The sequence below is a fragment of the Nostoc sp. genome, from assembly GCF_036917195.1.
In the GTDB taxonomy this organism is placed as follows: domain Bacteria; phylum Cyanobacteriota; class Cyanobacteriia; order Cyanobacteriales; family Nostocaceae; genus Nostoc.
In genome coordinates this window covers 1-24438 of the sequence record NZ_JBALDG010000084.1, presented here as the reverse complement: position 1 = coordinate 24438, position 24438 = coordinate 1, and the positions used below count along the sequence as shown (strand labels likewise).

The window sequence follows — 24438 nt, the reverse complement described above, 5'->3', positions numbered from 1 at the left end:
TTTACTTTCTAATTTTGGTGTTTTCCACAAGCAAAACAAGCTTTTGCTTCTTCAAAACAAGCTTTTACTTTCTAATTTTGGTGTTTTCCACAAGCTAAACAAGCTTTTGCTTTCTCATTTTAGTGTTTTCCGCAAGCAAAACAAGCTTTTACTTATTCAAACCCCAGTTTGCTTTCTCATTTCAGTATTTTACGCAAGGCGTAGGTTGGGTTGAGGAACGAAACCCAACAATATCAAAGCTTTATTGGGTTTTGCTAATTTAATGTTAAGTATTTTAGGGTGCGTTACGCTACGCCATAACACACTTTACACATACCGCTACTCCTCGAATAAACCCAAAGAACAAATAATCTCAGGTTCTCGCTTCTCCAGTTCTTCTGTTACAATACACAAACGGTCATCCATCCGTAGCGCCACTACTAACTCAGCCAACTGCTGATTATTAATGCCGCTTCTCAGTTGGCGATTAAGAGTATCAATGGCTGATTGTCGCAAAGGATAACGGTAAATCTCATCAATTGCTTTTAAAAGTTCTTCGCTGACAAATAGTGTTCCTTTCATCTGTTGAACATAACTCTTCAGTCGTTCATAAGTGCGGAACCTTGCACCTGATGGTCGTCCCAATTGACCGCCTGCATTTTTCTCTTCTTCAGCAATCAATTCAGCACCCTTTTTAACTAACTCGTGATGCTGTTTGTCTCTGGGTATTGCTGGGGTGGATTCTTCACACGCCGCCACTCGAAGAACCGCTAATTGTGATTGAGTAACGCTATTTCCATCGCGGTCAACATAAATTAAAGAATCATTTCCCTCAGTGGTTTTCATATAAAGCAATACCCCATCCGGTTGCACAGGTTGCGGAGTATGGGCGCGGGTAGAATAAACCACATTTTGCATTTCCTCAATCGTTTTTTTCAAGCCCGGATTACCATCAGTGGCTTTTTTCCAAATTTGAAACGCTTCTGAGGTCAAGTCAACTTCTGTATCTTCTTCACCATCTAAAACTCCAGATTTTTCGTTGTAGAGGTCGAGAATTACTCGTGCATCATCATCTTCAAAAAATGCTTCATCAGTTCCCACCACTTCAGCATTTTCTTGCAGTCGTTTGCGGAGTCGCCCGCGTAAATTAATAATCCGTTCTACTCCCTCGGCTGGTAAAAAAGAATAACAGAGAATTTGGTCAGCATTTTGTCCAATGCGGTCTACTCGTCCAGCGCGTTGAATTAAGCGAATAATTGCCCAAGGTAAATCCCAATTGACGATAATTGCACAGTCTTGCAAATTATGACCTTCACTAAGAACATCTGTGGCTATTAAAACCCGCAACTCATTTGATGATGAAATTTGCTCCCGTTTTCCATTACTCACAGGGCTAAATCTTCCTGTGATTACTGTAGGGTCTTGAGATTGACCTGTCACCCCTGCCACATTAATAATATGACTTGACTGCAAATTATCTGCAAGGTAGCGGACTGTATCGGCAAACTGAGTGAAAATTAGTACTTTATCTTTAGGGTGAGTTATTGTTAACAGTTTGATTAAAGCAGCAAGTTTTTCATCCTTTTGAGAATTCCACTCGCCACACTGTTGCAGGACATTAATAAGTGCTTTGGCATCTTCTAATAAATCCCGTTTCAGTTTTTTAATGTCAAAAAGTGTCGAACGCAACCACTTAAATCGTCGTTGATATCGAGTTGTATATTCTTGGAAAATTGACTCTGCTCTTTGACGAAAGACTTTTTCTGTTTTAGATACCTTTTCTTCTTCATTAGAAAAAGGAGTTACTTCTCTCTCTACTTGCAGTGAAACAGTAGAATCTTCTTCTGTTTCTGTATCAAACAAAGCTGCTGCCACAGAATCAGCATCTTCATCATTATTACTTGTATCTAATAACTCAGCCTCTTGAGTTCCAATCGGAATATCAAGCCCTTGCTCTAGGGCATATAAATAAATGAAGTTCCGTAAAATGTGGCGTTCAATTGATTGGATAAAAGCAACTCCACTACTTTCTAAACGCTTAAACAAATTAGTGCGAGAAAAACCCATTAACCTCCTACCACCACGAAATAAACTATTAATAAAGCGTTGTTCGGTGTCTGTAGGCAGTTGCTTGTGTTTAGCAATAACGTAATTTCCTAGCCCATAACGAGGTAAATTAAGTTGATTAATTACTTCTACTACTAATTCAGAGTAAAGGCGAGAATAAAAGTCAGTGTTAGAATCTTCTAGAGGAAACTTGAGACTACGAGGTATACGCTGGGGAAAATAAGAACGTCTCTTATCAGAAAATTCTAAATATTTACGCCCTGTTTCATCTGTGTGAACATAATTATCTTTAATAAAAGAGCGAGTGCGTCGCACCATGTAACGCTTCATTAATTCTCGCCAGTCATCAGGGTGTTCGCTTTTCTCAAAGGCAGCTAAAGAACGTACAGAACATTGATGCTTTCTAATAAACTCTAATTCTCCTACAGAACTGCCACCAAGTTCATTAATTAAAGCTTCTGGTCTTAATCCCAAATTTTGGTCTTCTGGCACAAATAGCCGCTGTTGGGCGGAAAGGTCAATATAATTTTTATTGTAAGGAGTAGCAGATAATAAAATACATTTACTTTCGTTAGCTGTAATATATTCTGTAATCGCTCGATAACGTTTACCTTCGCGGTTACGTAAGTTATGACTTTCATCAATTAACACAACTCGGTAGCGGCGGAGTTTTGGTAATTTATTTTGTACTTGACTAATTGGCATAACTTCCGCAAGTAGCCGATAGTTATCTTTATATTATTGCCACATTGGCACCAAGTTTTTTGGGCAAATAATCAGTGTTTCTAAAAAACAATCTTCTTGTAATATCTTGGCAAGGGCGGTTCCAACTAGGGTTTTACCTAAACCAACCACATCGCCGACTAACACGCCGCCACGCCTAATTACATGACGTGCTGCTAGCTGCACGGCGGCTTTTTGAAAATCAAATAAGTTATTAAATTCGCGGGGGATGCGAAATTCTGAAAGTCCAGCGATCGCTTCATGAGACAAGTGGTAAGCTATCTTTAAATAGATGTAGTAAGGTGAGATTAACTCAACTCTTGCCCAACTCTGATCAATAATTTCTGCCAGTTCTTGGGAAATATCTACACAACCGTAATCTTGCCAGCGATCGCTAAACCACTTTTGCAGCTTATTGCAAGCATCGTGGTCTAAAATATCAACATTTAACTCCCCTTGTTTCGCTAGTCCTGGAAGGGTTAAATTACTACTACCCAAGAATCCCACTGTCGGGGTGTTAGGGTCATGGCGATGCACAAGATATAACTTGGCGTGGAGAGGATGACGGAGAAACAGTTTAATAATTAGTTTCTGTGTTTTTAGCTGATAACTTAAGCGCTGTAACCCCGCTTCATCCTGATTAGTCGGCGCACCGATAGTCAACTGCTTGCGAAATTCCGCCGCCATGCGTTTTTTCAACCGCACGATGCTACTGTTATCAATCCGTCCATCACTACTAACAAGGGTAAATGCTGCATGAACTTCATCACTTGGCAAGCTTTGCATCCCAATTAGCAAACGGCAACAAGTATTTTCACTACCAACATACTGTTCGATTAAATCATCAATTCTTCGCCAACCTCTAAGGTTGAAGTAGCCAACGCAAAAATCTGCCCGATAAGAGATTTTGAGGGTTTCTCGTAAAATCGGTAGTAGTTGTAAATCAATGTTGTCAAAAATGCGAGGCATTATTTAAAACTCTATAAATATTTCGTACATCTGTTATATGAGTAAAAAATTTTTCCAGCCAGATTTGTGAAGGGTGCGATGCTCTACAAATTCTTGGCGTTCTTGGCAGTTCGTAAAAAAATTGACTTTAATTAATCGAACCGCCAAGTTGCCAAGAACGCCAAGGAGAGAAGAAAGAAATACTTTGAACTGTAAAAAATAGAGCAGTTGCACTGAAATACAACTGCTCTAAAAAAGAATTTAGATAAATATATTTCTACCTATCCACAGACCCCATGATTACGTCAACACTGCCGAGAATCACCACGATATCTGCAACCTTCATGCCCCGCAGTAAATGGGGGACAATCTGAAGGTTGTTAAAATCTGCGGCACGAATCTTCCACCGTGCAGGGAAGACATTATCCTCCCCAACTAAATAAATTCCCAATTCACCTTTGCCACTTTCTACACGAGAGTAAATTTCACCCTTGGGAATTTTGAAAGTGGGGGAAACTTTTTTACCGATGAATTGGTAATCAAATGCGTCCCACTCTGATTTTTTACCTGCGGCTAAACGCTTGGCTTCCAGATTTTCGTAAGGGCCGCCAGGAAGTCCTTTAATTGCTTGGCGAATAATTTTCACAGATTCGCGCATTTCCCGCATCCGCACCACGTAACGGGCAAAGCAATCACCGGCGGTTTCCCACTGTACATCCCAGTCGAAATCGTCGTAGCATTCGTAATGGTCAACTTTCCGCAAATCCCATTTGACGCCAGATGCGCGTAACATTGGGCCAGAAAGTCCCCAGTTGATTGCTTCTTCACGGGTGACAGTCCCAATACCCTCAACACGTCGGCGGAAGATCGGGTTATCGGTTACTAAGCGTTCATACTCATCAACTTTGGGTACTAAGTAGTCGCAGAATTCCAGACACTTGTCTACCCAACCGTAAGGTAAATCAGCTGCTACTCCACCAACGCGGAAGTAGTTATTATTCACCATCCGATAGCCTGTAGCGGCTTCCCACAAATCATAAATCATCTCCCGTTCCCGAAATTGGTAGAAGAAGGGAGTTTGAGCGCCCACGTCAGCTAGGAAGGGGCCAAACCACAGTAAGTGGTTAGCGATGCGGTTCAACTCCAGCATGATGACGCGGATGTAGCTAGCACGTTTGGGGACAGCAACACCTGCAAGCTTTTCTGGGGCGTTGACGGTGACGGCTTCGTTGAACATTCCCGCAGCGTAGTCCCACCGACTAACGTAAGGGACGTACATTACATTAGTCCGGTTCTCAGCAATTTTTTCCATTCCCCTGTGCAGGTAGCCGATGACCGGTTCACAGTCAACGACATCCTCGCCATCCAGAGTCATGATTAGCCGCAGAACCCCGTGCATTGAGGGGTGGTGTGGCCCCATGTTTAGCACCATAGGTTCAGTGCGGGTTTCTAGTCTGGTCATAGATTTCGTGTTCTCCTGTTTTGTTCGTGTAGCGTGCCAAAGGAAAATTTTCAATTGAACCGCTTAGATGCCAACCAGAATGTTTCAGTTTGTTGCACTTCTTCAACTATTATATGGAAGCTCGATATCCACTTAATTGAGGCATCGGATTTTTTTCACCTCATCGCGCTGTGACAAGGGGACAATGCCCAATGCATAATGCCCAATGATTTATGAGTTTTTACGTAAGTCATAGAGATATTGTGTCAGTTATATTACAGTTTTATGAGGCTGATACATATCTATGACTTTCAATCAAGAGCGTTTTGATAAGCTAATTCAGAAGTTAGAAGTTTTTGCAAATAAACAACCGCATCTTTATAAATTGCATGTTGGTTTTTTGGCTACTTTAGGGTACGCATATATATTTTTGGTTCTAGTTGTAACGTTGACTCTGTTGGTAGGTATTATCTTTTTGATGCTTAAGGCTCAGTCAATTCATGCCTCATCTGTAAAAGGTGTTCTGTTTTTGCTGGCGTTCGCATTGGTGTTAGTGCGATCGCTATGGGTTTCTTTTCCCCCACCTACAGGTTTACCATTACAACCCAAGGATGTACCCAATCTCTATTCTTTAATTAGCGAAATCTCATCGAAGCTACAAGCTCCACGGTTTCACCACATCCTGCTGACCAACGATTTTAATGCAGGGGTTGTCCAAAGACCACGCTTAAGTTTGCTGGGATGGCAGCAAAATTACTTAATTGTGGGTCTACCGCTCATGCTAGCACTGCCACCCGAACAATTTCGTGCTGTCTTAGCCCATGAACTAGGACATTTATCAGGAAATCACAGCCGTTTTAGTGGTTGGATTTATCGCCAACGTGAAACATGGTATCGCATTATTAAAGGGTTACGACAAGGTGGAAATGAAGTATCATCGTTAATTTTTGCTCGGTTTTTGACATGGTACAGCCCGTTTTTTAATGCCTATTCTTTTGTGTTGGCACGGATGGATGAATATGAAGCAGATAGATGTGCCGTTGAGCTAACGGGAGAACAAAATACTGCTGAAGCTTTGATAAATGTGGAGGTCAAAGCTAAATTTATAGAAAGATATTTTTGGTCTAGCATCTATAAACATATTGAAACAGAAATCGAACCACCAAAAATGACTTATATGGCTATGCAACAGGCTTTAAGTCAGAGACTTCATCAGGAAATAACAAGTAGTTATTTAATGGAAGCTTTAACAAAAAAAACTAATAATGCTGATACTCATCCTTGTCTGACAGATAGACTAAAAGCCTTAGGATACATCTTCAATCCTCAGCAGGAATTAGCTATATTTGCACCAATTGAAATCAGTGCTGCTCAAAAATTATTGGGAAATAGGTTAGAAAAATTTATCGCACATTTTAGTCAAGCTTGGCGAGAAGAAATAGCAACACCTTGGCGACAAAAATATGCTGAATTTCAACAATCAATAGCTACTTTAAAAGATTTAAATCAAAAAGCAAAAACACAACAGCTTACTTTAGATGAAGCTACTCAACGAGCCTTTTTAACATTTGAGTTTGATGGTGAAGAAGCAGTTATACCACTATTACAAGAAATTATTCATCGTGATGCTCACCACGCCTCAGCTAATTATTTACTAGGTCAAATATTATTAAATAAACAGGATACAACCGGAATAGAATACATTGAAAGAGCAATAGAGCAAGACTCAAGTATAATCATAGAAGGTTGTCAGACAATTTGCTATTTTCTTGAACAACAAGGAAAAAGTAATGAAGCAAAATCTTATCAAGAACGTGCCGTAAATTATCATGAATTAATTTTGAAAGCAGATCAAGAGCGTTCTCATGTGAGAGAAAATGATAAATTTGAATCTCATACTCTCTCAGATATAGAGGTAAATAAGCTTCGTCAGCAGTTTTCTCATCATCCGCAGATAATAACTGCTTACTTAGTGCAAAAAAATATGCAATTTTTTCCTGAGCAACCATTTTACGTTCTCGCTTTGAAGCGAAAAGTGAGCTTTTTAGAAGGTATTCATGAAGCCGATCATTCCAAGATTATAAACAGCTTGTTAGAGGAAAACGAATTTTTCGGAAATGTATTCATTTTTATTTTAAATAACCATTTAAATATGGAGAAAAAACTAAAACGGATACCAAATTCAATAATTTACAAAAAGAAAGGTAAAAAATAGCACTATAGATGCTTAAAGCTCAACATTCAAAGCTAACGCTGAGTGTTGAGTTTATGATATTTTCTTTTGTGTCTTAGTGGTTTAAAAACTATTTTTTAGCTAGGAACTACAAAGACACAAACAAAAGAATACATAATTAAAGTTCATCTGTGGTTTTTTGCCCTAAGTCTCATGAATCGTCAGCTACCTATCGAAGAACCGATATTTTCTCATCTACCAGTGTTACCGCAGGAAGTAATTGCAGGTCTAGCGGTATCTCCAGGAGGTCATTATCTTGATACGACGGTAGGCGGTGGTGGTCACAGCCGTTTGATTTTAGCAGCTGCACCAGATGTAAAATTAACCGCGATTGACCAAGATGAGGATGCTTTAGCAGCAGCGAGGAAAGAATTAGCAGAGTTTGGCGATCGCGTACAATTTATTTATAGCAACTTTGCTGCCTACGAGTTTACCCCTAATACTTTCGACGGTATTTTAGCCGATTTGGGGGTGAGTTCTTACCATTTAGATCGTGCAGAAAGGGGTTTTAGCTTTCGTCAAGCTGCAAATTTGGATATGCGAATGGATCGAGGGCGATCGCTAACTGCTGCTGATGTGATCAATAATTGGGATGAAGCGGATTTAGCAGATATTTTCTTTAAGTACGGTGAAGAGAGATTATCGCGGCGCATTGCTCGTCGCATTGTCGAACGCCGTCCGTTGCACACGACTACAGAATTGGCTGAGGCGATCGCTTCCTCTGTTCCCCCGAAATACCGTTATGGGAGAATTCACCCCGCTACCCGTGTTTTTCAAGCTCTGCGAATTGTCGTCAACGATGAGTTAAAATCCCTAGAAACCTTTTTGGATAAAGCACCAAATGCGCTTGTTCCTGGCGGTAGAATTGCGATTATCAGTTTCCATAGTCTGGAAGACCGCCCGGTGAAGCATGGTTTAAGAAATTCACCTTTATTAAAGGTATTGACAAAAAAGCCAATTATTGCACAAGAAGAGGAAATTCAGAGAAATATGCGATCGCGATCGGCCAAACTGAGGATAGCCCAAAAGCTGCTGTAACTACAATGAATGCAACGTTAAACTGCTCCATCTCCTGACTCAGAACTGCTGCGAATACGCTCAATGAACTTAGGATAATTTTCTAAATCCTGTTCTGACTGTAACGCTGGCATTTCAATCCAATTACCCTCAACATGCAGCTTATCCACATAAGCGTAGAAGGCTTCCTGATCTTCCCGATGAGCAAGAACGTAATCATGTAACTCTTTCTGACTCATTGCATGAAAATTAGGCTTGCTCATCCTATATATCTCCATTAACCATTAGGGTATATCTCTATAATATTTTCCTCACCTGCCAAGAAGAATAGATTTTTTGTCCGTTCATCTATACGAACGATATTAATAGGCAAGTAAAGCTTAGTGAACCAGCAGCACAATATGTAGTACTGTGTTTTTTGTTTTGGTGTAGGAATAGTCTGAACTCCTTTACATTTATTAAAGTTACTGCTAAAAAGAAATTCTCACATGACTTACGCAAAAATCGCTAAAAAGCTTAATTTATCGAACCGCCAAAACGCCAAGAGCACCATCGCGCAGCGTCTCATAGAGAAGAATTCGTAGAGTGTGCGTAAGTCATGGAAAAGTAAGAATGCACTGAGAGGGACATCTTCAAGAGAACAAAATAGATTAAAGAGAAATAGCGTAGTGCTAAATTACTCTACGCCATTCTTGAGAATGCATTTTCCTCTACTTGCTCTTGAGTTTAGCTAGTGAGAATAAATCTGACAGCCTGATTTTTAAAGCAGAAATCACCAGGATGACAGTTTTCCAAATATTATTAAGATTAACCAGCCAACAAGGATAGTCTTTGTGCAGCATCTCCCAATTCACTTCGTACAAATCCCCTAGCCATTCTTCACGTCGTTCTGGGGGGAAGAGGTAAGCAATTGGGGAAGCTATCCATCTACTAGCCCAAGTTTCAGCAGGATCAGATTTTTTATACTTGCGTAATCTCTTGTTTAACTTAGAAAACTTCTCTAGATTTTCTACTAAGTCTTCTAAATCGTTCAGCACTTTCTGAGCTTTCAACTCTTCTACAACTTTTATCACTTCCTCTGATTTTAAAGATGTTATGACATCAAGGTGTTGTGTCTTGAGTTGAATTTCTTTAATAGCAAATTCCCAATCGTTATCTTCAATTTCTGTGCCTGCTGTTCCACTAACTGGGCTGCCAGATAAGTAAGTTGGAGCGGAAAGACTGGACGGCTTCGAGAGTCGCAACGCCGCTACCTGTAAGTTTGTAATAGCGTCGTCTTGCTCCACCTCGTTCTTCACGCCCTTCATCTCCCCAACGGGATTCGACAAGCCCTTTCTTTTCCAAAGAATGGAGAACAGGGTAAAGGGTGCCAATCCCCATCTTAGTATTACCGCCGCTAGCCTCTTCCATAGCCTGCGGAATTTGCAGACCATAGAGTTCTTTGTTGTAGAGTGCGAGCAATACGATTTCTTCTCGTGGTGAAACTTGGGCATTGGTTGAACCTTTGTTAAGTATTTGGTTTGTAGTTTTCAATACCATTCTACTTACTCCCGTATGTATGTACTTAGATATTTCTCGTTGTTACGACCCCTATTATGGAGCAACGAGCCTACTCGCTGTTACGACTTTTGTAACAAAGCAGCGAGACTTTTATCTTAAACACAGTATATCTTATAAATTTGATAATTGCTGTCAAACATCTATGCAGCTTGGGCAAGCCGTACTTGCTGGTAACACTTTAAAACTTGCAGGGCAATTCCTTTTGGGAAATGATATCAACTCCGCTCAAACAACGATCTGTTAACCTAGCGCTGTTGAAAAGTTAAAAAAGAGTAGATGGAAATTAGCAATCTGTTTACAGCAGGTGGCGTGGTCATCTAGCCTCTACTGGGATTCTCCTTGTTAGCAGTGGCGCTGATTATCGAACGTATCAGCTTTTGGGTAAGGATAAATAATCGGCAAAACAAGGTGGTGCCAGAGGTGCTACGGCTTTATCGCCTTGATAATGTAATTAGTGCTGTGCCTAGCAGATAGAAGCGGAACTAGGTAATTGTAAATTAGTAATCGGTAATTGGGATTAGTTCACTACTTGTTACTGATTTTACTCTCCAATTTTCAACTCTAATAGTGTTCTAAAATAACGAATAGCTTTTTTCGCTAAAGTTTTTGAAGGAATACTCTATGACTATTTGGGTAAATGAGCAAATTGATCCGTCTGGGATGATTCATGCCTGTATTGCCACTTGTAATGAATCTCAAGCCAAAGATTGTCATGATTCCTTTGAGAATAATTTGACCGAGACGCAAAAGGCAGCAGGTTGGGTAGCGCAATTGCGGACAGTCGATTCTTGGGATGAAGTGCCGGTGAATTCTTTAAAACTCAATTAATTGGGTGCTATCGAAAGTATGCTGCATAGCTTAACCATCTCCAAAGAGACACGATTATCTTTTTTTTCTGCTTGCCTTTGGCGAAACTCTGAGGCGCTTTGCTTCACCAGATGGCTGTTTAGTCCTGCTTTGCTGACAGGTAGACCATTTTGGTTTGAGATGCAAATCGTCTAAGATGGAGGTCATTTTTTGGGATTTTGATCGAACATATTTCATCAGCGATTGCTTCTCTACCACAGGCTGCACCTATGCCAATACCTACAGCGATCGCAGCAAATCCTATTAGAAGAGGTTAATGAAGGATAAAATTCGGATTAAAATTCTCAAATTATTAACAACTGCTTCCAAAAAAAGTAATATATTAAAGAAAATTGATGATTTTTTGGAACTTTTAAGAGTTATCATCTATACCGTAGATTAAATTAAAAAATTTGCCAAAACCGAACCAATTTAGTGAACTATCCCAGAGTTTACACTTCAAAGCAAGCCTGTCCCATTAATTTAGTTGACGAAAGGGGACAAGCGGTTCAAATTTCAATTCATGCTCCCAGTCAATATATCTGTGCCAACTGCGAACGGATATTACCAGATTGGAAACGGCAGCCATTTTTACGAGTAGTGATTGTCTTACAGCAATCGCGTTATCAACTAGTCGAAAAGACGGCAGAAGTAGAGACAGAGAAAGAACGCTTGCGAGAAAAGTTTATGAGATTTGGCTGCGATTTAGCATTTAATCTGCGCGATCGCGGCTATTTAACAGACCTAATCGACCCTCGTACAGGCTATCCTTTACTGTCTCATCCTGGAGCAATTCCCCATGATGACACAGCAGTTGTCAAAGCTTTGCTCAACTATCCAGTGATTAAAAATCAATGCCGTGTGCTAATGCATCCCGACTGGGGTGCAGCAGTTTATCCTAGCATTTTGATATCAGAAGCTCTCCCAATTGCGATCGAATGGGTTACAAAAGGTATAGCAGGTATGCATGGGTGGAAAGAAATTGATTATTAATCATTTGTCATTGGTTATTTCTCCCTGCTTCCCCTCATCCCTTCATATATATTGGAAATGAGGAGAATAAAAAACAAGTATCATAAAATCTGTGTCTCCAGACAACTTCTTCCAAGAAGCTAGGACAGTCGAAGCCTCTAATAGTGCGGCTTGCTACTTCCCTCTCATGAGTGGACGCTATGAAATCAAGCCGGGGATGATGCCTTTTGGTTCCTGTTTGGGTAACACTCAGGCTGATCAGCAGGTATTTCAAATTGATGATAATTTTGCCTACTACCGTCAGATTAAACTTTTAGCTCGTGCGGAACGGTTGAGCAAGTACTACCAAACCTACAATTATTCTCAGGCTGTGGCAGGTGCCATCGCTCATCTGATAATCAATCTCCTCACCCAAGAACACCCACGGCACTTTAACTGCCAAAAGTCAATAGATAACACCCTGAAATTCCACAGCCAACTTACCAAAGAAACTCTCTATTTAGATGCATTGCAGTTACAGCAAGTTGAAGGTAGTTCAGTTGTTCCAGCTTACGCCTCTACTCTTGATGCACTTGCAACGCAGGTACAAGAAGACCTGACAATTATGTGCCGTTCTGCTGATGGTAAAAACTGGCTGAGTGCAGTTCATCTCTGCTATCCTAACCACTGGTCAGCTGAGGAGAAAATTGGTAAAGACTTTGCTACTATACATGCACCTGTGGCAGGTATGGAAAAAATTAATCGGCGAGGAGATGCGATCGCTCATGCAATGATTACCCACAGACCAATGGTGCGCTTTGCTTGGGGTTTGAGTACTGACACCCGCCTCAACCATCATCCTGAACCACCGCCTGATGTGTCAGTTAGTGAATGGCAAGGTAGAAGCTTGGATTCACAGCATTCCCAGCTTTATCTGCGAATTGAGCGCCAAGTAATTTGGGGACTACCGGAGTATGAAGCAGCGCTGTTTACTATTCGTACTTATTTTAAAGATTGTGGCGTAGTCAAACAAGATCCAGTGTGACGATCTAAGCTCAATGAGGCAATCGAATCCATAACACCTGAGTTTCTAGTTTATAAAGGCTTCGCAGAGAGTAAAGCTAATATTTTGCAGTGGCTGAGTTAAGCGTAATGTATCAAAAGATGTGCTAAAAACTATAATGATATTATCAAAATCATAAAGCTGAGACAATGCGAACTCTTTTTTCAAGCATAGTTTCTTTTAAATGCTGATACAAAGTATCATCGGAAACTAGCAAAGCGTGCTTAGTTTTCGTGTTCACAATTAAATATCTTGGTTCTTTTTCTGAAGGTGAGGCATTGAATTGTAACAGTGCCCAATTCGATTCTGGACTATTCCATAGATATGAGAATTCTTCTAAATTTGTATTCATATCAATACTTATTTTTTCAATACTAAATCTTATTACTTTTTGTCTACAGGAATTATCTAAGAGCTACGCAGCGGTGAACCTATTGGCTGAAGAAAGGCTATCCCTCTTCTATCACAGTAGAATAATGCAATCACTGAAAGTATTTTGGAACTGGACTTTTCAGCTTTTGGCTATAAATTTTAATTACTGTTAGAAAATAAAGGTTTAAAGCTTGATTAAATCAAAGTCTCAAAATATTGCTTTGATTATTGTTTTCTGAGAGTTACATAAAAGGGGTAATTTCACAATCATCGCGTATTGCCAAAAGACTGAGGAAGATATGATTCTTGTTTATTTGTGGGGTAGATTCTGACCTTAACTGCTGTGTACATGTTATATTTCACCTTTTGCATTTATACCTTTATTTGGGAGAATTGGTATAGCATCAACTATTCTTAGGTTTACGCAATTTCTGAGAACCAATTGGGCCGAGAATTTGGTTAAGGTCACGCAACTGTTCGGCTGTACCCATCCCAATTAGCCGATCTCCTGACATTAAAACTGTATCACCAGTAGGGCCACCAATTAAAGTCCCATCAAGGCGGCGAATTGCCAGAACTAATGCCCCAGTTTGCGATCGCAATCTCGCTTTTTGTAAAGTTTGACCAACAAAGGGACAAAAAATCGGATCGAGTAAAAATTCTTCCATATACAATTGGCGGTCTGCACCTGTCAAAATCCCGTCTACAAAGTCCAATACTTGGGGTCTGAGAGCCGCAGCAGCCATGCGTTTCCCACCAGTAATATAGGGGGATATCACTTCATCTGCACCACCGCGTTGTAACTTCTGCAAAGCTTCTTCTGTACTTGCGCGGGCGATCGCTCGAATTCCTGTATTCAGTGTTTTTGCTGATAAAACAATATATAAATTTTCGGCATCTGAAGGAAGTGCTGCAACGATACAAGTCGCTCTTTCAATACCAACTTTCAGGAGTGTATCATCTAGGGTAGCGTCACCTTGGTATGCAGTGTAACCTTCCAACTGCGCCCTTTGTATAGATTCCATCTCCGAATCAATCACCACAAAAAGTACACCTTCTGCCCGAAATTCCTTGGCAATTTGACGACCAGTCCGACTAAATCCACAGATGATGTAATGTTCTGACAGGGATTCCATTAACCGCCTCTGTTGCTGTAGCCGAATTCCTTCTTGAAAGTAGCCTTGAATGATCGCTTCTGTAAATCTGTTGACAATGTAACCAATATTAACTACACCCAACAAAATCAGGGCAATTGTAAATAACCGTCCTCGGCTACCCAGTGGGTGCGTCTCTCCATATCCCACAGTCGCTAAAGTGATGACTGTCATGTAAGCTGCATCTTCCCATGACCAGCCCTCTACTAACCAGTACCACAAAGTGCCAATGAAGAAAACACCGCCGAGAGCGATCGCCCCAGCCATTAACTCCTTTTGGATACGTTGATATTTTTGCTCAAGTGTTGAGAATGACGTAACAATAGTACTTTTAGCCTACTTTTTTTAGTTTTCTACTAAACTTTATACCACTCGTCCTTTTTAGTACATTTAAACTACAAGTTATCCAAACTAATAGTCCAAACTCAATACTTCTAAGACTTAAAATAATTATCTTTAACTTTACCAGGACTTATGCAAAAAGGCAGTAAAAGCCTTGATATACCGTATATTTCAAAGAGAATGTTGGTATTACTTCTTCGATTAATTTATTAGCTTTACTGATAATACAAGCCCAAAAGAATTATCAAAAAAACTGTATTAAGCAATACGGTTTTTTTGGTAAAAATCAGCTATTGCAGGTCACTACACCAGAGCGCCCACTGTAGGCGATACGCTTCCTGCGCGGTGAGCTTCTCTACGAGACGCTGCGCGAACGCTAACGCAGAATTTTTCGGGTTACTGACTAGGTACAACTCCCAAAAAGAACTGTTAGACCAAGATGGAAATCGGGTGCAATTCAATCTCTTGGTGAAATCAGAAGAGCAATCAAGAATCGATGCCGCAGTTCAAATCCAACAAGACCTCAGTCAAATTGGTTTCAAAGCAGATATACAGGTAGTCAGTTTTAACATAGTGTTGCAAAAGCTTCTCTCTCGTCGAGATTGGGATTGTTATGTCGGTGCGTTTGGTGTTGACGGTGCAGATGTTGAATCTAATCTTCTATCTTTATTTTGGACTAGTTAAGGCTCATTTCATCAGTTCAACCAAGGTGCTCTACCAGGAAAACCCCCATTGCAAGGATGGGTAGTTTCTGAATGGGAGAGAGAAATTGACAGTCTTTTTGGCGCCGGATTCAAAGAACTAGACCAGAGCAAGCGTAAGGCGATTTATGACAGATTTCAGCAAATCGTTACTGAACAGTTGCCGATATTCTGCCTTGTGAATCCAATCTCGTTTCAAACGGTGCGTGAACGTGTCAATCCCATCAAGTTTTCTGCCTTGGGGCAAACTTTTTGGAATATTGATGAACTGAAAATCACAGAAAAATAATTCCAACCAGAGATTTAAGGCATCATAACTAATTCATAATTCGTATAGCTCACCCTGAATAACTTCCAACTCTCTTATACCAATTCTTCGTAAACTTGCACTTAATGATTATTCCTTTTTGCGTAAAAGCGTAGCGTTTTTAATGCATCCCGATGCATTGGCATTGTAAAGGGACACATTAATAATGCGGCCGACGCATTAACATTGTATCGGGATGTATTGGCATTGTAAGGGGATGCATTAACAATGCTGCCGACGCATTGGCATTGCAGGGGGACGCATTAACAATGTATCCCGACGCATTGGCATTGCAAGGGATTGCCAAATTTAATTCGCTACGAATTAATGAAATGCTGTACTTAGCTCCCTTGGAGTTTTCCCGCACACAGCAAGGGGAATTTCCTCATGTGTCTTAGCGCCATTAAAACCGCAGGCTAGCAACGAGTCAGGCTTGGACATTAGTGAGAAAACCCCTGGACTGGACTCTACCCAAGACTTGCGATGCCTACGATGGGCTGCGCCTACGCAAACTGCCTATTACTCAAGTGTTGAGTAACAAAGTTTTTTTTCACCACCGCCAAGCGTTTGAGGTTATATAAGCGTTAGCCTAAAAGGAATCCCCAATAATGACAAAAACCAAAGCATTGCAAAAAGCACAAGAACTATGGGAATGCAAATGGCGAGTGTATGAAATTCACAGATACTTGCTTAATTGTCAAGTAAAGCGCTCTGTAGCAGACGAAATTGTATTGAAGGTTACTGGCGTAGATTTCTCTAATGATAACTCTTACTCGTACTGACCTAAATTTCGATTACCTTGAATCCCCAGAGTTACTCACGGTAATTAGTGCCTTGGTTGCGAATTAGATAAGCTTCGATTTTAAGCATTAGTTCCCGAAGATGTTCTATTCGTTCCTCAATACCCTCAAGCCCCGAAGTGAGACCTTCCTCAATATCCTTAAACCCCAAAGTGATACCTTGTGAGATTTGCTTTTGATTACCTAAAAGGTGATTAAAATCGCGTGCCTCATTTACCTTTTTTTCAGCAGCAGCTTCTGCTTGAGTAATAGCCTGCTGTCTTTCAAGACTAGCTTGCTGTCTTTCAAATTTTTGTTTGTCATTCCAGCGAAAAAACCAACCTGATGCGGCAACAATGAAGGAAAGTGCCAAGCCGGCTAGATTAATATCAAATTTCACATCTTTGTTTTAAGTCAGCAATAAAGATATCAATTTTGCAAGATACTATAGATTTCGTTTAACCTGTCCTCTACTCGGTCATCCTGATCGTATACCGCGTAGTCGGCTGTACTCCAAATTTTTATCTGAATATCCACTAACCAAGAAACAGGCTTAAATGCAAAATAATTGAGAAACTCCCAATCAGTAAGCTTGATAAAAGTGTGCCTTCTCAAGGCTACAAACTTGCTTCTCCCATAGACTTTACCGATAGTATTATTGTCAAAACAAGGTAGTAAGTATCCTGCTTTATACCATGCAGGATTAGCGCCAAGACTATCAGTAAATACAATAATATATTTACCTGTAAGTGCTGGAGTGATAGAGATTTCTGAACTGTTGCCGTTAATATTTGTATGGCTGCTATGCACCAGTGACCAATTAAGCGTCATCGAATTCTACCTCTATCACTATGTTGTGAAAAAGATTTATGTCAGTTTCACAGTTACTGCAACCTCTTTGACAGAAACATCATTATCAGGATTTAGTGCTTGGTAACGACCGGCTATAGTCCTAGCCTCAGCCTTAGTCAAGTAAATGTTAGCCTCATTCAAATCCTCGACAAGCAGCCCATCACTAGCAGTAGTAGAAGAGTGATAACCCTTTAATTCGTCATCAGCATCATTAACAGAGATAACAAACTTTGCCATAAAGTCCCTTTTTTTGTATTAGAGCAAGTGTCTTTTATGTTTTGAAAGACAGAAAGCTGAAAGTCTAACTTAGCAGTAGAGCTAACAAATGGCTCTCAACTTAGACAAAGATTCTCCTACGAGCTAGATAGGCTTCAGTAATATCTTTGCCTTTGTAATTTTGCCCAGCCAGTCCTGCTAAAGCATCTTCTAGCTTTGCGGGTGCAACGAGAACGTTTCCAGTAGCGTAAACCGCAGTGTCACTTCCCGCAGTACCAGTTTTGACATACTTAACACGAACTTTGCTAATACCATAAGTGCTAGCACTGCCACTAAAAATTTTTGCATTAGCAGGGGCTGTCGTTGAGATACCAAGTAAGGTACAGACTGGGGTAGTGTAAATAGTCTTAGTACCAGAAAATTTAAAAGCGATTCCAGTTCCTATTGAAATATAGTAAGTTTGCCTTGTATTTGCCATAATTACTTTTTTCGTTTGTAATCCAGTTTTATCAAGCTTTTCACGCTTAAATCTCTGTAAGGAACCCTTAAGGGTTCCGGTTTTAGTTAAACGTAATTAATTTTTTTGAATTATTGGTTAATTTCGAACAAATCAGCAATTACTTAAAATCACTTAAATAGTCAACTAAACCTTATTTGAGATTTAGATGAAAATACTGATTATTTAGGTTGGATAAAGTTAGCTTGAGCTGAAACAGCCAGCACTAACGTCAAAATTCCAGATTTTTTAGTTTCCTTGAATTCTGTCATTCAACTAACATAAATAATTTCCAAAGAGTAACGATATATTTTGCTTTGACTCGATTAATCTTGAGAGAAACTCATTCTCAATTGCTCTAATAGATTTTCAGTAAAAATATGTTTTTTTCTTTTAAACAAGTGCATCATAATGTCGTCCAGTTGTATCAACTAGATAAATGGGTCTTTCATTACCCCGCAAATACATATAAGCATACCTAAAGCGCACATTCGCTACAGGTCGATATCGAGGTTTTTTCTTTTTTTTACCATATACCACTTGCGTATCTGTTTGGCTAGTAATTGATGCTTTTTTGGGAGTACTAATTACTAGTCTATTTTCGTCATATAGTACACTTTGACATTTGAGAAGTCGGGTAATAATATCTTGTGTATCAGCCTCAGTATTACCGTAGACTTGCAATCTGTAGCCGTGTTCTTCATCGTAATACTTGTAGATGTTTTTTCCTTTGGTGAATACTACACCTTGTCCACTAGAAACAAATTGTTCCTTGACTTTGTGAGCTATTGCTATAGCTTTGATTGGTGTCATTGTAGCTGGTGTTTCATCCATTATCCGAAAGCTATATTCGGCTTCTACTTTCTTTTCACCTTGTGCAACGCTGGCGGCATCTTGAGAGAAGTACAGAAAAATTTGTGGCTTACCCTCAACTGATTCTTGAAACTGTTGTGCAGGGATACCGTAAACAACCCCTAATTGACTTCTTCCATACCCTAACAAATCAAATAATAAATGATGCCTTAAGTTCATCATTAGTTGATTGTCATTATCTAGCATCGTACAAGCAACTCTAAGGCTACTACGAGCCGTTGCTATATTTGGTTTCCAATCAGTTGGTAAGTCCTTAAAGTAATGTGCTACAGCTGCGTTGTGCTGAGGAATGTAAATTTTTTGCAAATGTTCAAACGGGTCAAAATTATCAGGTAACTTATCTTCAGGTGGTTGTGCTGGAGTAATTGAAGGCATTTCTTAATCACCTCCATCAAAAATGTCTTCTAATACTAATGCAACAAAGTTTGTAGAATCTGCTTTTGCCTGTTCTCCCTTGGCTTCTTCAACTACTGGCGTGGGAACTTCTACACCTGGCTTGTAATGGACAATATTACCATCTTTATCTTTAACTGGATTGCCGTGCTCATCTTTTGGATCAGTTTGCGATATCTCTCTTTTTAAATCAGCCGTACTACTATTGATACCGCCTAATACTTCCTTAAAAGCAATGGGGATAGCAACGACTGCGGCAATAGAACTCAATTTTTCATTAGCCGTGTCCATAAAAGTGAAGAATTTACCTTGAAGATTCGGCTGGGGATTCATATACCCATAGGCGTTTTCTAATAGCACTCCACCTTTTCTGAGCGCGTTCCCTATCTTACCGATATTACCGCCAACAACTTCTAAGCCAGTTGTGATTAACCCGCCTAGTTGAGTAACCTGATTGAAAACGTTTGATGCCGCTTGATAGATGCGATTTAATTTTTGCCAATCCTCACTTAGTTCTTTGTAGTTTTCTTCACCGATAGTACTTTCAATTACTAAATGCACAGCTTTTCCAAGAGAATCACTAAAGCTAATGGGAGTGCCATCAATTCCTTTGGGTAATATGAAACCAGTCACTTGATCTATGATCGCAATCAATGTTTGTCCGAGATTATTGCTTAACATTAAAGCGTTATGCATCGTTGCGGCGAAAGTCAAAACAGTTAAAGCTTTTTCGAGATATGTATTTTTTGCAATTTGTTCGATAAAACCGCTCAAACCACCTGTAACTTGTTTCCCTAACTTATTGTTGATAATATTGAGTAACGCTAGCTGCGCCGCATCAGTGAACTTGCTCACAATGTCAAATATTTTCTGACATATAACAAGTATTGGTGTGATGACCGCCATGATCGGGGTCAAAATGAAAGTTCTTGTTGCTGTGTGTAGTGCCGTGCCAGCTGCTCTAGTTTGTGCGTGCTGTGCCGCTATAAATGCTCTCAAGCCTGCTAAATCTGCTGGATTCACGTCTCTTCCATCCCTCCCAGGTCTTCCATCAATTCCATTTCTGCCGTTTCTACCGGGTAAGCCGCTAATACCTGGTTTGCCAGGGTCACCCTGCCTACCCGGTGTACCTGGTGCTTGAATAATGGTTGTTACACCGTCTTTACCCGGTCTGCCGTCAATGCCATTGCGTCCGTCGCGCCCAGGTAAGCCTCGCAACCCTCGCAGTGCTTTAAGTCCCTGATAAAGCGCAAGTGCCGTGAGTGCTGTTTCAAGTGCTGTGGTTGCTTTTTTGCCCACCTCTTCCGCAAATGCTTTCGCTTTATCAGCTTTGGTAGAAGCTTCTGTAGCATGATTGTCAGCAACAGTCGCCTTCGTTTCAGCTTGATGAGCTACTGTGTTGGCAGTTGTAGCTGTGCTTTGTGCTGCCACAGCAGTTGTTTGTGCTGTTGTGGCGAAACTTTCAGCTTGTGTCGCCTTAGTGAGGGCATTAGTTGCAGTGACCTTGACCTGCTCTACTTTGTTGATAGCTGACATTGCTATGCTTTGCGCTGTATTGGCTAAACCCACCGCACTAGTAGCAGTGCCTTCGGCTTGAGTTGCTAAATTAACCGCACCACCTACTGCGTTTCTTGCTTCTATTGCAATTGATTGGGCACTACCTGCAATGCCCTCCACTCGTGCTATGTGGTTTTTTATTCCCAGTAACTGCCCCAAAATGCCAGAAATAAAATTTCCAAGCCTATCTAGCCCATCTTCTAGGGCATCAATGCGAGCGCCAAGTGTTCGTAGTGTTTGTAGTGTATTGATAACGTCAGCGATTGCCGTGGCAATGTTGAGCGCCAAGGCGAAAGCTTCTAGTGCTTTGCCAAATGCTGTCAGTGCTTTCGCTTGTGCTGCGCGACTAATACCTAAGGCTTCCCCCGCTTGCGCCAATGCCTCACCTACTTTACCAGCAAGGTTTGCAACACGAGATTCTAGTGCTGACACTTGACCGCCAATTTTACCCACAGTATCTTTAATGCCTTGTATTAATCCTTTTGCTTCTTTTGCTTCACTTGATGCGGCTTTTGCTTCCGTTGATGCCGTCTTCGCTGTCGACGATGCACCACTTGCATCGCTTTTTGCTTGGTTGGACAATCCTTTGGCTAGCTCTGACTCTTTGAGTGCTGATTGAGCTATGTCCTCAACTTGCTTGAGCTTTGCAAACGCTTTCGCAGCTTGTGCTTCCATTGCTGCTGCTTTTTGTTCTGCGATCGCAGCCTTGTCAAAAGCACTATTTGCTACTTTTGTGGCAGTTCCCGCGTGGTTTTCTGCCCTACCTGCTCTAACGTCAGCGTTATCTGCTATGTTGATGCTTCTGTCAGCTTTAACTTGTGCTGCGCGTGCATCACGTTTGGCTTGCACTGACTCAGATACACTATAGTCAGCTTGCGTTTTCGCTATTCTTGACTCTGCCTTAGATTCAGTAGCTACTGACTTCGCGGTATTTGCAATACTACGCACTTCGCTCAAAGCATCTTGCATTTGTTTTAAAGTGCTTTCAAATGTGCTAACCTTTGCGGCGGTATTTGTAGCGGTAGTTTTGGCGGATGAAGCTACATCTGAAACGGTGTTAACCCTGTAATCCACCTGTTGAATTTTTGGGTTTACTTCGGTATTGATGATATGGTGTGCTATTAACTCAATATCATTTTCAGTAAGTTGCTTAAATGCGTTAAACCTGCGCTCTAGCTCATTTTCTTTATTTTCTAAGACACTTTCTTTATTTTCAATTTTTGAAAACTTGCCAGATATCTCGTTACGTAATGCAGCAATCTCGGCTGATAACTCCGCACAACTATCTGCCATTTTATGACCTCAAACTATTAGTAATAGAGCGTAATTCGGATGCAATTGCACGACAATCAAGACAACAATATCCTGGGTAACCGAGTGACGGGCACTCACAAAAACCATCAGGACATCTAGCATTGCACGCTACTTGAAAAGTGCCAGGATAATCGCCAAAAACTGTAAATAAATCGGATGACTCACCAGCTTTTTTTATGTGTATTTTTGTTTTTTTTGTACGTGGTTTTGAATTGCCACAAGTAATAGCTGTATTGATGACAAGTGTAGATGGATCAATATTTGCATAGTTTATTGTAAAGTCATCTTGACCGCACAGTTGAATATCGATAGAAGAATAGATGCTACCCCTGTCATGAATAACAAAATTTCTTGCTACTACCGCTAGTCTTATGCCGTTATTGGGAGAGTAAAAACTTATTTGATAACCCGTCGGTGAGTAGTTAATACCATCTGGGTAGTAATCTTCACTACTGACATCTATTGGACTTATCTTAGGTTCATAAGTTTGCTTATTTTGTCCGTTGAACTCAACATATACTTTCGGTGTATCACCTATGTTGCAGTATGACATTTCTGCTATTGTTGAAACATTGTATTTGGGTATGTTTGAAGAAGTGTCAAAAATAATGACATATTTTATATCACTAAAAATGACACTTTATTAGTATGCCTCTACTTCGATTAAACGAGCATTAGCATTACCATCAATCGCGGCAGTGATATAAATCCTTATTTTGTCAGTAGTAACAGGAGAAAAAATTGCCTGTGTCCAAACTTTATTATTTCCGGTAAAGCTTTTAACTGTCGTCCATGCAGATCCATACCAACACTGAACGTCAAAAGCTGTTATACCATAAGCAGAGAAGGTCATGTCTAGCGTTGGCTCTGAAGGACTACCATAAGCATCTTGTATAGTGAAGATATTTACTTTCGAGATGCTATAGGAAGCACCAAAATCAATTACTACCCATTGTGGCAAGCTTCCTCCTGAATTCCAACCTCCACCACTACCCCAGCCATTGCCTTTACGATCTCCATTAATAATGGAATTAGCCGAAAACGAAGGGTCATTGTAATAAGTACTTGAAGCTATTATAGTACCACCATTGCTGTTAAGACATCTATTGATAGTATTGTTACCACCACTAGTATTGCCTGTGCCAGTGCTACTAGATAAACCAGCCAAAAAATCTGACATTTTGATGTTATATGTTTCACCCGTCGTGGGATTTTGCATCACCAACAAATCAGCAGCGTCAGCAACGGTTTTTGTGATAGCAAGATGTCTAATTTCGGTCATATAAGAACACGATAATTTGATTGTTGATGTACTTCTGATTGTTGCGTACTATTTGAAACGGCATCCACTTGATAATTTTTAGATATTCAAAAGCTTCTAAATTGTCATAGTCAATACTTTGACCCGTTTCATCAGTCAACACGTCACCGTTTTCTGTTGTGATGCTGCCAGAGAATGCTGGTAATGCTGTGATAAGTATTGCAACAAGCAGACTTTCAGCAGTGTTATTTGGTAGTGGCGTTAAACGCACCAATGAACTTTTTTGAATAACCAATACGTCAGATGTTTGAGTTGCTCCCTTACCAAACAAATCGGCAAGGGATAATGACTGAAGATTAATAGTCATTAGGATCAATGACTCCTTCGTTGTCAGGTTTTGCAAGATTAACAGTCAGTGTGTCAACTCGATATGAATCGTTGTTGGTACCACGAAAAGTGAATCCTGGGTAACCTTTCTCGACATAAATGCTTTGATCCAGGTTGGTATCAAATGTCGATTTAATAAGTACTGATTGACCTTGCAATAAAATGCCTGTGAACAATGCCTCTGCTGTGTTGGTTACAGAAGCGGTTAGTCGTGGCAAGTCTGACTTTTTAATAGTGATTGTTGTAGCGTCTTGCGTTGCATTAGCACCAAATACCTGCTGTAAAGTTAGTTCTGGCATATGACGGATTAATGGAGTGATAAATCCGTTGTATGGTTGATTTAAAAATAAGTAAATGTTCCAGTTTTATGTAGAAGTGGAATATTCACGGATGCCGTGTGTCCCTTGCCAGAAATAAGATTGAGCGACTATTTGCTAATAGTAAATGTTGAGATAATTCCGCTTTTACCTGATTCAGAGGTAAAAGCGGAACATATAAATTTCGGTTTTCCATATATGACAAAGATTAACAGACGTGGAAAAGCTGCGGTTATTTCAGATAGTGATTTTGTCAAAATCAGAAAACAAATCAAAACTGATAAGTATA

Annotated in this window: 27 protein-coding genes and 3 pseudogenes; 10 read left to right on the top strand and 20 right to left on the bottom strand. The window is 40.3% G+C overall.

Features of this window, described 5'->3' with window-relative positions; genetic code table 11:
• Window positions 1–214: hypothetical protein (locus tag V7K40_RS29625; protein WP_334966136.1), on the top strand; the 214-nt coding region annotated here is incomplete at its 5' end.
• 104 nt (window positions 215–318) lie between these two features.
• Here V7K40_RS29625 and V7K40_RS29620 read toward each other — a convergent pair.
• The 4 genes from V7K40_RS29620 to V7K40_RS29605 all read right to left on the bottom strand — a co-directional run bounded on the left by V7K40_RS29620 (window position 319) and on the right by V7K40_RS29605 (window position 5779).
• Complete coding sequence (locus V7K40_RS29620) at window positions 319–2751, bottom strand: DEAD/DEAH box helicase (RefSeq protein ID WP_334966134.1); 2433 nt, start codon at window positions 2749–2751, stop codon at window positions 319–321.
• Between the two features lie 33 nt (window positions 2752–2784).
• Complete coding sequence (locus V7K40_RS29615; protein ID WP_334966132.1) at window positions 2785–3738, bottom strand: phospholipase D-like domain-containing protein; 954 nt, start codon at window positions 3736–3738, stop codon at window positions 2785–2787.
• Window positions 3739–3994: 256 nt separating this feature from the next.
• A complete protein-coding gene (locus tag V7K40_RS29610) occupies window positions 3995–5179 on the bottom strand; it encodes an NAD(P)H-quinone oxidoreductase subunit H (protein WP_334966130.1) in 1185 nt (394 codons plus the stop codon).
• A 477-nt stretch (window positions 5180–5656) separates the two neighbouring features.
• Window positions 5657–5779: a hypothetical protein gene (locus V7K40_RS29605; protein WP_334966127.1), complete on the bottom strand. Its 123-nt coding sequence runs from the start codon at window positions 5777–5779 to the stop codon at window positions 5657–5659.
• A gap of 142 nt (window positions 5780–5921) precedes the next feature.
• On the opposite strand from V7K40_RS29605, the gene V7K40_RS29600 reads away from it, so the two are divergent.
• Both V7K40_RS29600 and rsmH read left to right on the top strand, forming a co-directional pair.
• Complete coding sequence (locus V7K40_RS29600) at window positions 5922–7373, top strand: M48 family metalloprotease (RefSeq protein ID WP_334966140.1); 1452 nt, start codon at window positions 5922–5924, stop codon at window positions 7371–7373.
• 171 nt (window positions 7374–7544) lie between these two features.
• A complete protein-coding gene (gene rsmH, locus V7K40_RS29595; protein ID WP_334966125.1) occupies window positions 7545–8429 on the top strand; it encodes a 16S rRNA (cytosine(1402)-N(4))-methyltransferase RsmH in 885 nt (294 codons plus the stop codon).
• Between the two features lie 17 nt (window positions 8430–8446).
• On the opposite strand, the gene V7K40_RS29590 is transcribed toward rsmH, so the two are convergent.
• The 3 genes from V7K40_RS29590 to V7K40_RS29580 form a co-directional block, all read right to left on the bottom strand.
• Window positions 8447–8671 carry a hypothetical protein gene (locus V7K40_RS29590; RefSeq protein ID WP_334966124.1) on the bottom strand — a complete coding sequence of 75 codons (225 nt, stop codon included), beginning with the start codon at window positions 8669–8671 and terminating at the stop codon, window positions 8447–8449.
• A gap of 447 nt (window positions 8672–9118) precedes the next feature.
• The gene (locus V7K40_RS29585; RefSeq protein WP_334966122.1) at window positions 9119–9652 is read right to left on the bottom strand and encodes a hypothetical protein; all 534 of its coding nucleotides are present in this window, start codon (window positions 9650–9652) and stop codon (window positions 9119–9121) included.
• Window positions 9591–9947: a PadR family transcriptional regulator gene (locus V7K40_RS29580; protein ID WP_334966120.1), complete on the bottom strand. Its 357-nt coding sequence runs from the start codon at window positions 9945–9947 to the stop codon at window positions 9591–9593. Before V7K40_RS29580 ends, V7K40_RS29585 begins: the two co-directional genes overlap by 62 nt.
• Window positions 9948–10295: 348 nt before the next feature.
• Here V7K40_RS29580 and V7K40_RS29575 point away from each other — a divergent pair.
• The 4 genes and pseudogenes from V7K40_RS29575 to V7K40_RS29560 all read left to right on the top strand — a co-directional run.
• A pseudogene (locus V7K40_RS29575) lies at window positions 10296–10436 on the top strand (MotA/TolQ/ExbB proton channel family protein); the annotation flags it as partial.
• 153 nt (window positions 10437–10589) lie between these two features.
• Window positions 10590–10796, top strand: a complete 207-nt coding sequence (locus tag V7K40_RS29570) for a glycogen debranching protein (RefSeq protein ID WP_229498956.1) — start codon at window positions 10590–10592, stop codon at window positions 10794–10796.
• A 453-nt stretch (window positions 10797–11249) separates the two neighbouring features.
• Window positions 11250–11807, top strand: coding sequence for a methylmalonic aciduria and homocystinuria type D protein (locus V7K40_RS29565; protein WP_334966118.1), 558 nt, complete (start codon window positions 11250–11252; stop codon window positions 11805–11807).
• 166 nt (window positions 11808–11973) lie between these two features.
• A pseudogene (locus V7K40_RS29560) lies at window positions 11974–12912 on the top strand (DUF3445 domain-containing protein).
• Window positions 12913–12961: 49 nt separating this feature from the next.
• On the opposite strand, the gene V7K40_RS29555 reads toward V7K40_RS29560, so the two are convergent.
• The 3 genes from V7K40_RS29555 to V7K40_RS29545 all read right to left on the bottom strand — a co-directional run bounded on the left by V7K40_RS29555 (window position 12962) and on the right by V7K40_RS29545 (window position 14621).
• A complete protein-coding gene (locus V7K40_RS29555; protein ID WP_334966116.1) occupies window positions 12962–13180 on the bottom strand; it encodes a hypothetical protein in 219 nt (72 codons plus the stop codon).
• A 287-nt stretch (window positions 13181–13467) separates the two neighbouring features.
• On the bottom strand, window positions 13468–13551 hold the full coding sequence (locus V7K40_RS29550) for a helix-turn-helix domain-containing protein (protein ID WP_334966138.1): 84 nt from the start codon (window positions 13549–13551) through the stop codon (window positions 13468–13470).
• A 53-nt stretch (window positions 13552–13604) separates the two neighbouring features.
• On the bottom strand, window positions 13605–14621 hold the full coding sequence (locus V7K40_RS29545) for a potassium channel protein (protein WP_334966114.1): 1017 nt from the start codon (window positions 14619–14621) through the stop codon (window positions 13605–13607).
• 420 nt (window positions 14622–15041) lie between these two features.
• On the opposite strand from V7K40_RS29545, the gene V7K40_RS29540 reads away from it, so the two are divergent.
• Window positions 15042–15380: an ABC transporter substrate-binding protein gene (locus V7K40_RS29540; RefSeq protein ID WP_334966112.1), complete on the top strand. Its 339-nt coding sequence runs from the start codon at window positions 15042–15044 to the stop codon at window positions 15378–15380.
• Between the two features lie 48 nt (window positions 15381–15428).
• Complete coding sequence (locus V7K40_RS29535; RefSeq protein WP_334966110.1) at window positions 15429–15686, top strand: hypothetical protein; 258 nt, start codon at window positions 15429–15431, stop codon at window positions 15684–15686.
• An 831-nt stretch (window positions 15687–16517) separates the two neighbouring features.
• Here the strand turns inward: V7K40_RS29535 and V7K40_RS29530 are convergent.
• The 10 genes from V7K40_RS29530 to V7K40_RS29485 form a co-directional block, all read right to left on the bottom strand.
• Complete coding sequence (locus tag V7K40_RS29530) at window positions 16518–16883, bottom strand: hypothetical protein (protein ID WP_334966108.1); 366 nt, start codon at window positions 16881–16883, stop codon at window positions 16518–16520.
• A 29-nt stretch (window positions 16884–16912) separates the two neighbouring features.
• Complete coding sequence (locus V7K40_RS29525; RefSeq protein ID WP_334966106.1) at window positions 16913–17314, bottom strand: hypothetical protein; 402 nt, start codon at window positions 17312–17314, stop codon at window positions 16913–16915.
• A gap of 36 nt (window positions 17315–17350) precedes the next feature.
• Window positions 17351–17572 carry a hypothetical protein gene (locus V7K40_RS29520; RefSeq protein ID WP_334966104.1) on the bottom strand — a complete coding sequence of 74 codons (222 nt, stop codon included), beginning with the start codon at window positions 17570–17572 and terminating at the stop codon, window positions 17351–17353.
• 100 nt (window positions 17573–17672) lie between these two features.
• Window positions 17673–18029 carry a hypothetical protein gene (locus tag V7K40_RS29515; protein ID WP_334966102.1) on the bottom strand — a complete coding sequence of 119 codons (357 nt, stop codon included), beginning with the start codon at window positions 18027–18029 and terminating at the stop codon, window positions 17673–17675.
• Window positions 18030–18440: 411 nt separating this feature from the next.
• Window positions 18441–19295 carry a hypothetical protein gene (locus tag V7K40_RS29510; RefSeq protein WP_334966100.1) on the bottom strand — a complete coding sequence of 285 codons (855 nt, stop codon included), beginning with the start codon at window positions 19293–19295 and terminating at the stop codon, window positions 18441–18443.
• A 3-nt stretch (window positions 19296–19298) separates the two neighbouring features.
• Complete coding sequence (locus tag V7K40_RS29505; protein ID WP_334966098.1) at window positions 19299–22163, bottom strand: hypothetical protein; 2865 nt, start codon at window positions 22161–22163, stop codon at window positions 19299–19301.
• 1 nt (window position 22164) lies between these two features.
• Window positions 22165–22737, bottom strand: coding sequence for a hypothetical protein (locus tag V7K40_RS29500; protein WP_334966096.1), 573 nt, complete (start codon window positions 22735–22737; stop codon window positions 22165–22167).
• 90 nt (window positions 22738–22827) lie between these two features.
• The gene (locus tag V7K40_RS29495; protein ID WP_334966094.1) at window positions 22828–23466 is read right to left on the bottom strand and encodes a discoidin domain-containing protein; all 639 of its coding nucleotides are present in this window, start codon (window positions 23464–23466) and stop codon (window positions 22828–22830) included.
• Window positions 23453–23812 carry a hypothetical protein gene (locus tag V7K40_RS29490; RefSeq protein WP_334966092.1) on the bottom strand — a complete coding sequence of 120 codons (360 nt, stop codon included), beginning with the start codon at window positions 23810–23812 and terminating at the stop codon, window positions 23453–23455. The genes V7K40_RS29495 and V7K40_RS29490 overlap by 14 nt, the downstream gene beginning before the upstream one ends.
• Window positions 23802–24131 carry a hypothetical protein gene (locus V7K40_RS29485; protein WP_334966090.1) on the bottom strand — a complete coding sequence of 110 codons (330 nt, stop codon included), beginning with the start codon at window positions 24129–24131 and terminating at the stop codon, window positions 23802–23804. Before V7K40_RS29485 ends, V7K40_RS29490 begins: the two co-directional genes overlap by 11 nt.
• 120 nt (window positions 24132–24251) lie before the next feature.
• Here V7K40_RS29485 and V7K40_RS29480 point away from each other — a divergent pair.
• Window positions 24252–24438: pseudogene (locus V7K40_RS29480) on the top strand (hypothetical protein); the annotation flags it as partial.

What these genes read in the sequence shown, in the direction of transcription:
- V7K40_RS29620 (WP_334966134.1), bottom strand. Translation starts at nt 2,751, where the DNA reads ATGCCAATTAGTCAAGTACAAAATAAATTACCAAAACTCCGCCGCTAC.
- V7K40_RS29615 (WP_334966132.1), bottom strand. Translation starts at nt 3,738, where the DNA reads ATGCCTCGCATTTTTGACAACATTGATTTACAACTACTACCGATTTTA.
- V7K40_RS29610 (WP_334966130.1), bottom strand. Translation starts at nt 5,179, where the DNA reads ATGACCAGACTAGAAACCCGCACTGAACCTATGGTGCTAAACATGGGG.
- rsmH (WP_334966125.1), top strand. Translation starts at nt 7,545, where the DNA reads ATGAATCGTCAGCTACCTATCGAAGAACCGATATTTTCTCATCTACCA.
- V7K40_RS29590 (WP_334966124.1), bottom strand. Translation starts at nt 8,671, where the DNA reads ATGAGCAAGCCTAATTTTCATGCAATGAGTCAGAAAGAGTTACATGAT.
- V7K40_RS29580 (WP_334966120.1), bottom strand. Translation starts at nt 9,947, where the DNA reads ATGGTATTGAAAACTACAAACCAAATACTTAACAAAGGTTCAACCAAT.
- V7K40_RS29570 (WP_229498956.1), top strand. Translation starts at nt 10,590, where the DNA reads ATGACTATTTGGGTAAATGAGCAAATTGATCCGTCTGGGATGATTCAT.
- V7K40_RS29555 (WP_334966116.1), bottom strand. Translation starts at nt 13,180, where the DNA reads ATGAATACAAATTTAGAAGAATTCTCATATCTATGGAATAGTCCAGAA.
- V7K40_RS29550 (WP_334966138.1), bottom strand. Translation starts at nt 13,551, where the DNA reads ATGTACACAGCAGTTAAGGTCAGAATCTACCCCACAAATAAACAAGAA.
- V7K40_RS29545 (WP_334966114.1), bottom strand. Translation starts at nt 14,621, where the DNA reads ATGGCTGGGGCGATCGCTCTCGGCGGTGTTTTCTTCATTGGCACTTTG.
- V7K40_RS29525 (WP_334966106.1), bottom strand. Translation starts at nt 17,314, where the DNA reads ATGACGCTTAATTGGTCACTGGTGCATAGCAGCCATACAAATATTAAC.
- V7K40_RS29520 (WP_334966104.1), bottom strand. Translation starts at nt 17,572, where the DNA reads ATGGCAAAGTTTGTTATCTCTGTTAATGATGCTGATGACGAATTAAAG.
- V7K40_RS29515 (WP_334966102.1), bottom strand. Translation starts at nt 18,029, where the DNA reads ATGGCAAATACAAGGCAAACTTACTATATTTCAATAGGAACTGGAATC.
- V7K40_RS29510 (WP_334966100.1), bottom strand. Translation starts at nt 19,295, where the DNA reads ATGCCTTCAATTACTCCAGCACAACCACCTGAAGATAAGTTACCTGAT.
- V7K40_RS29505 (WP_334966098.1), bottom strand. Translation starts at nt 22,163, where the DNA reads ATGGCAGATAGTTGTGCGGAGTTATCAGCCGAGATTGCTGCATTACGT.
- V7K40_RS29500 (WP_334966096.1), bottom strand. Translation starts at nt 22,737, where the DNA reads ATGTCATACTGCAACATAGGTGATACACCGAAAGTATATGTTGAGTTC.
- V7K40_RS29495 (WP_334966094.1), bottom strand. Translation starts at nt 23,466, where the DNA reads ATGACCGAAATTAGACATCTTGCTATCACAAAAACCGTTGCTGACGCT.
- V7K40_RS29490 (WP_334966092.1), bottom strand. Translation starts at nt 23,812, where the DNA reads ATGACTATTAATCTTCAGTCATTATCCCTTGCCGATTTGTTTGGTAAG.
- V7K40_RS29485 (WP_334966090.1), bottom strand. Translation starts at nt 24,131, where the DNA reads ATGCCAGAACTAACTTTACAGCAGGTATTTGGTGCTAATGCAACGCAA.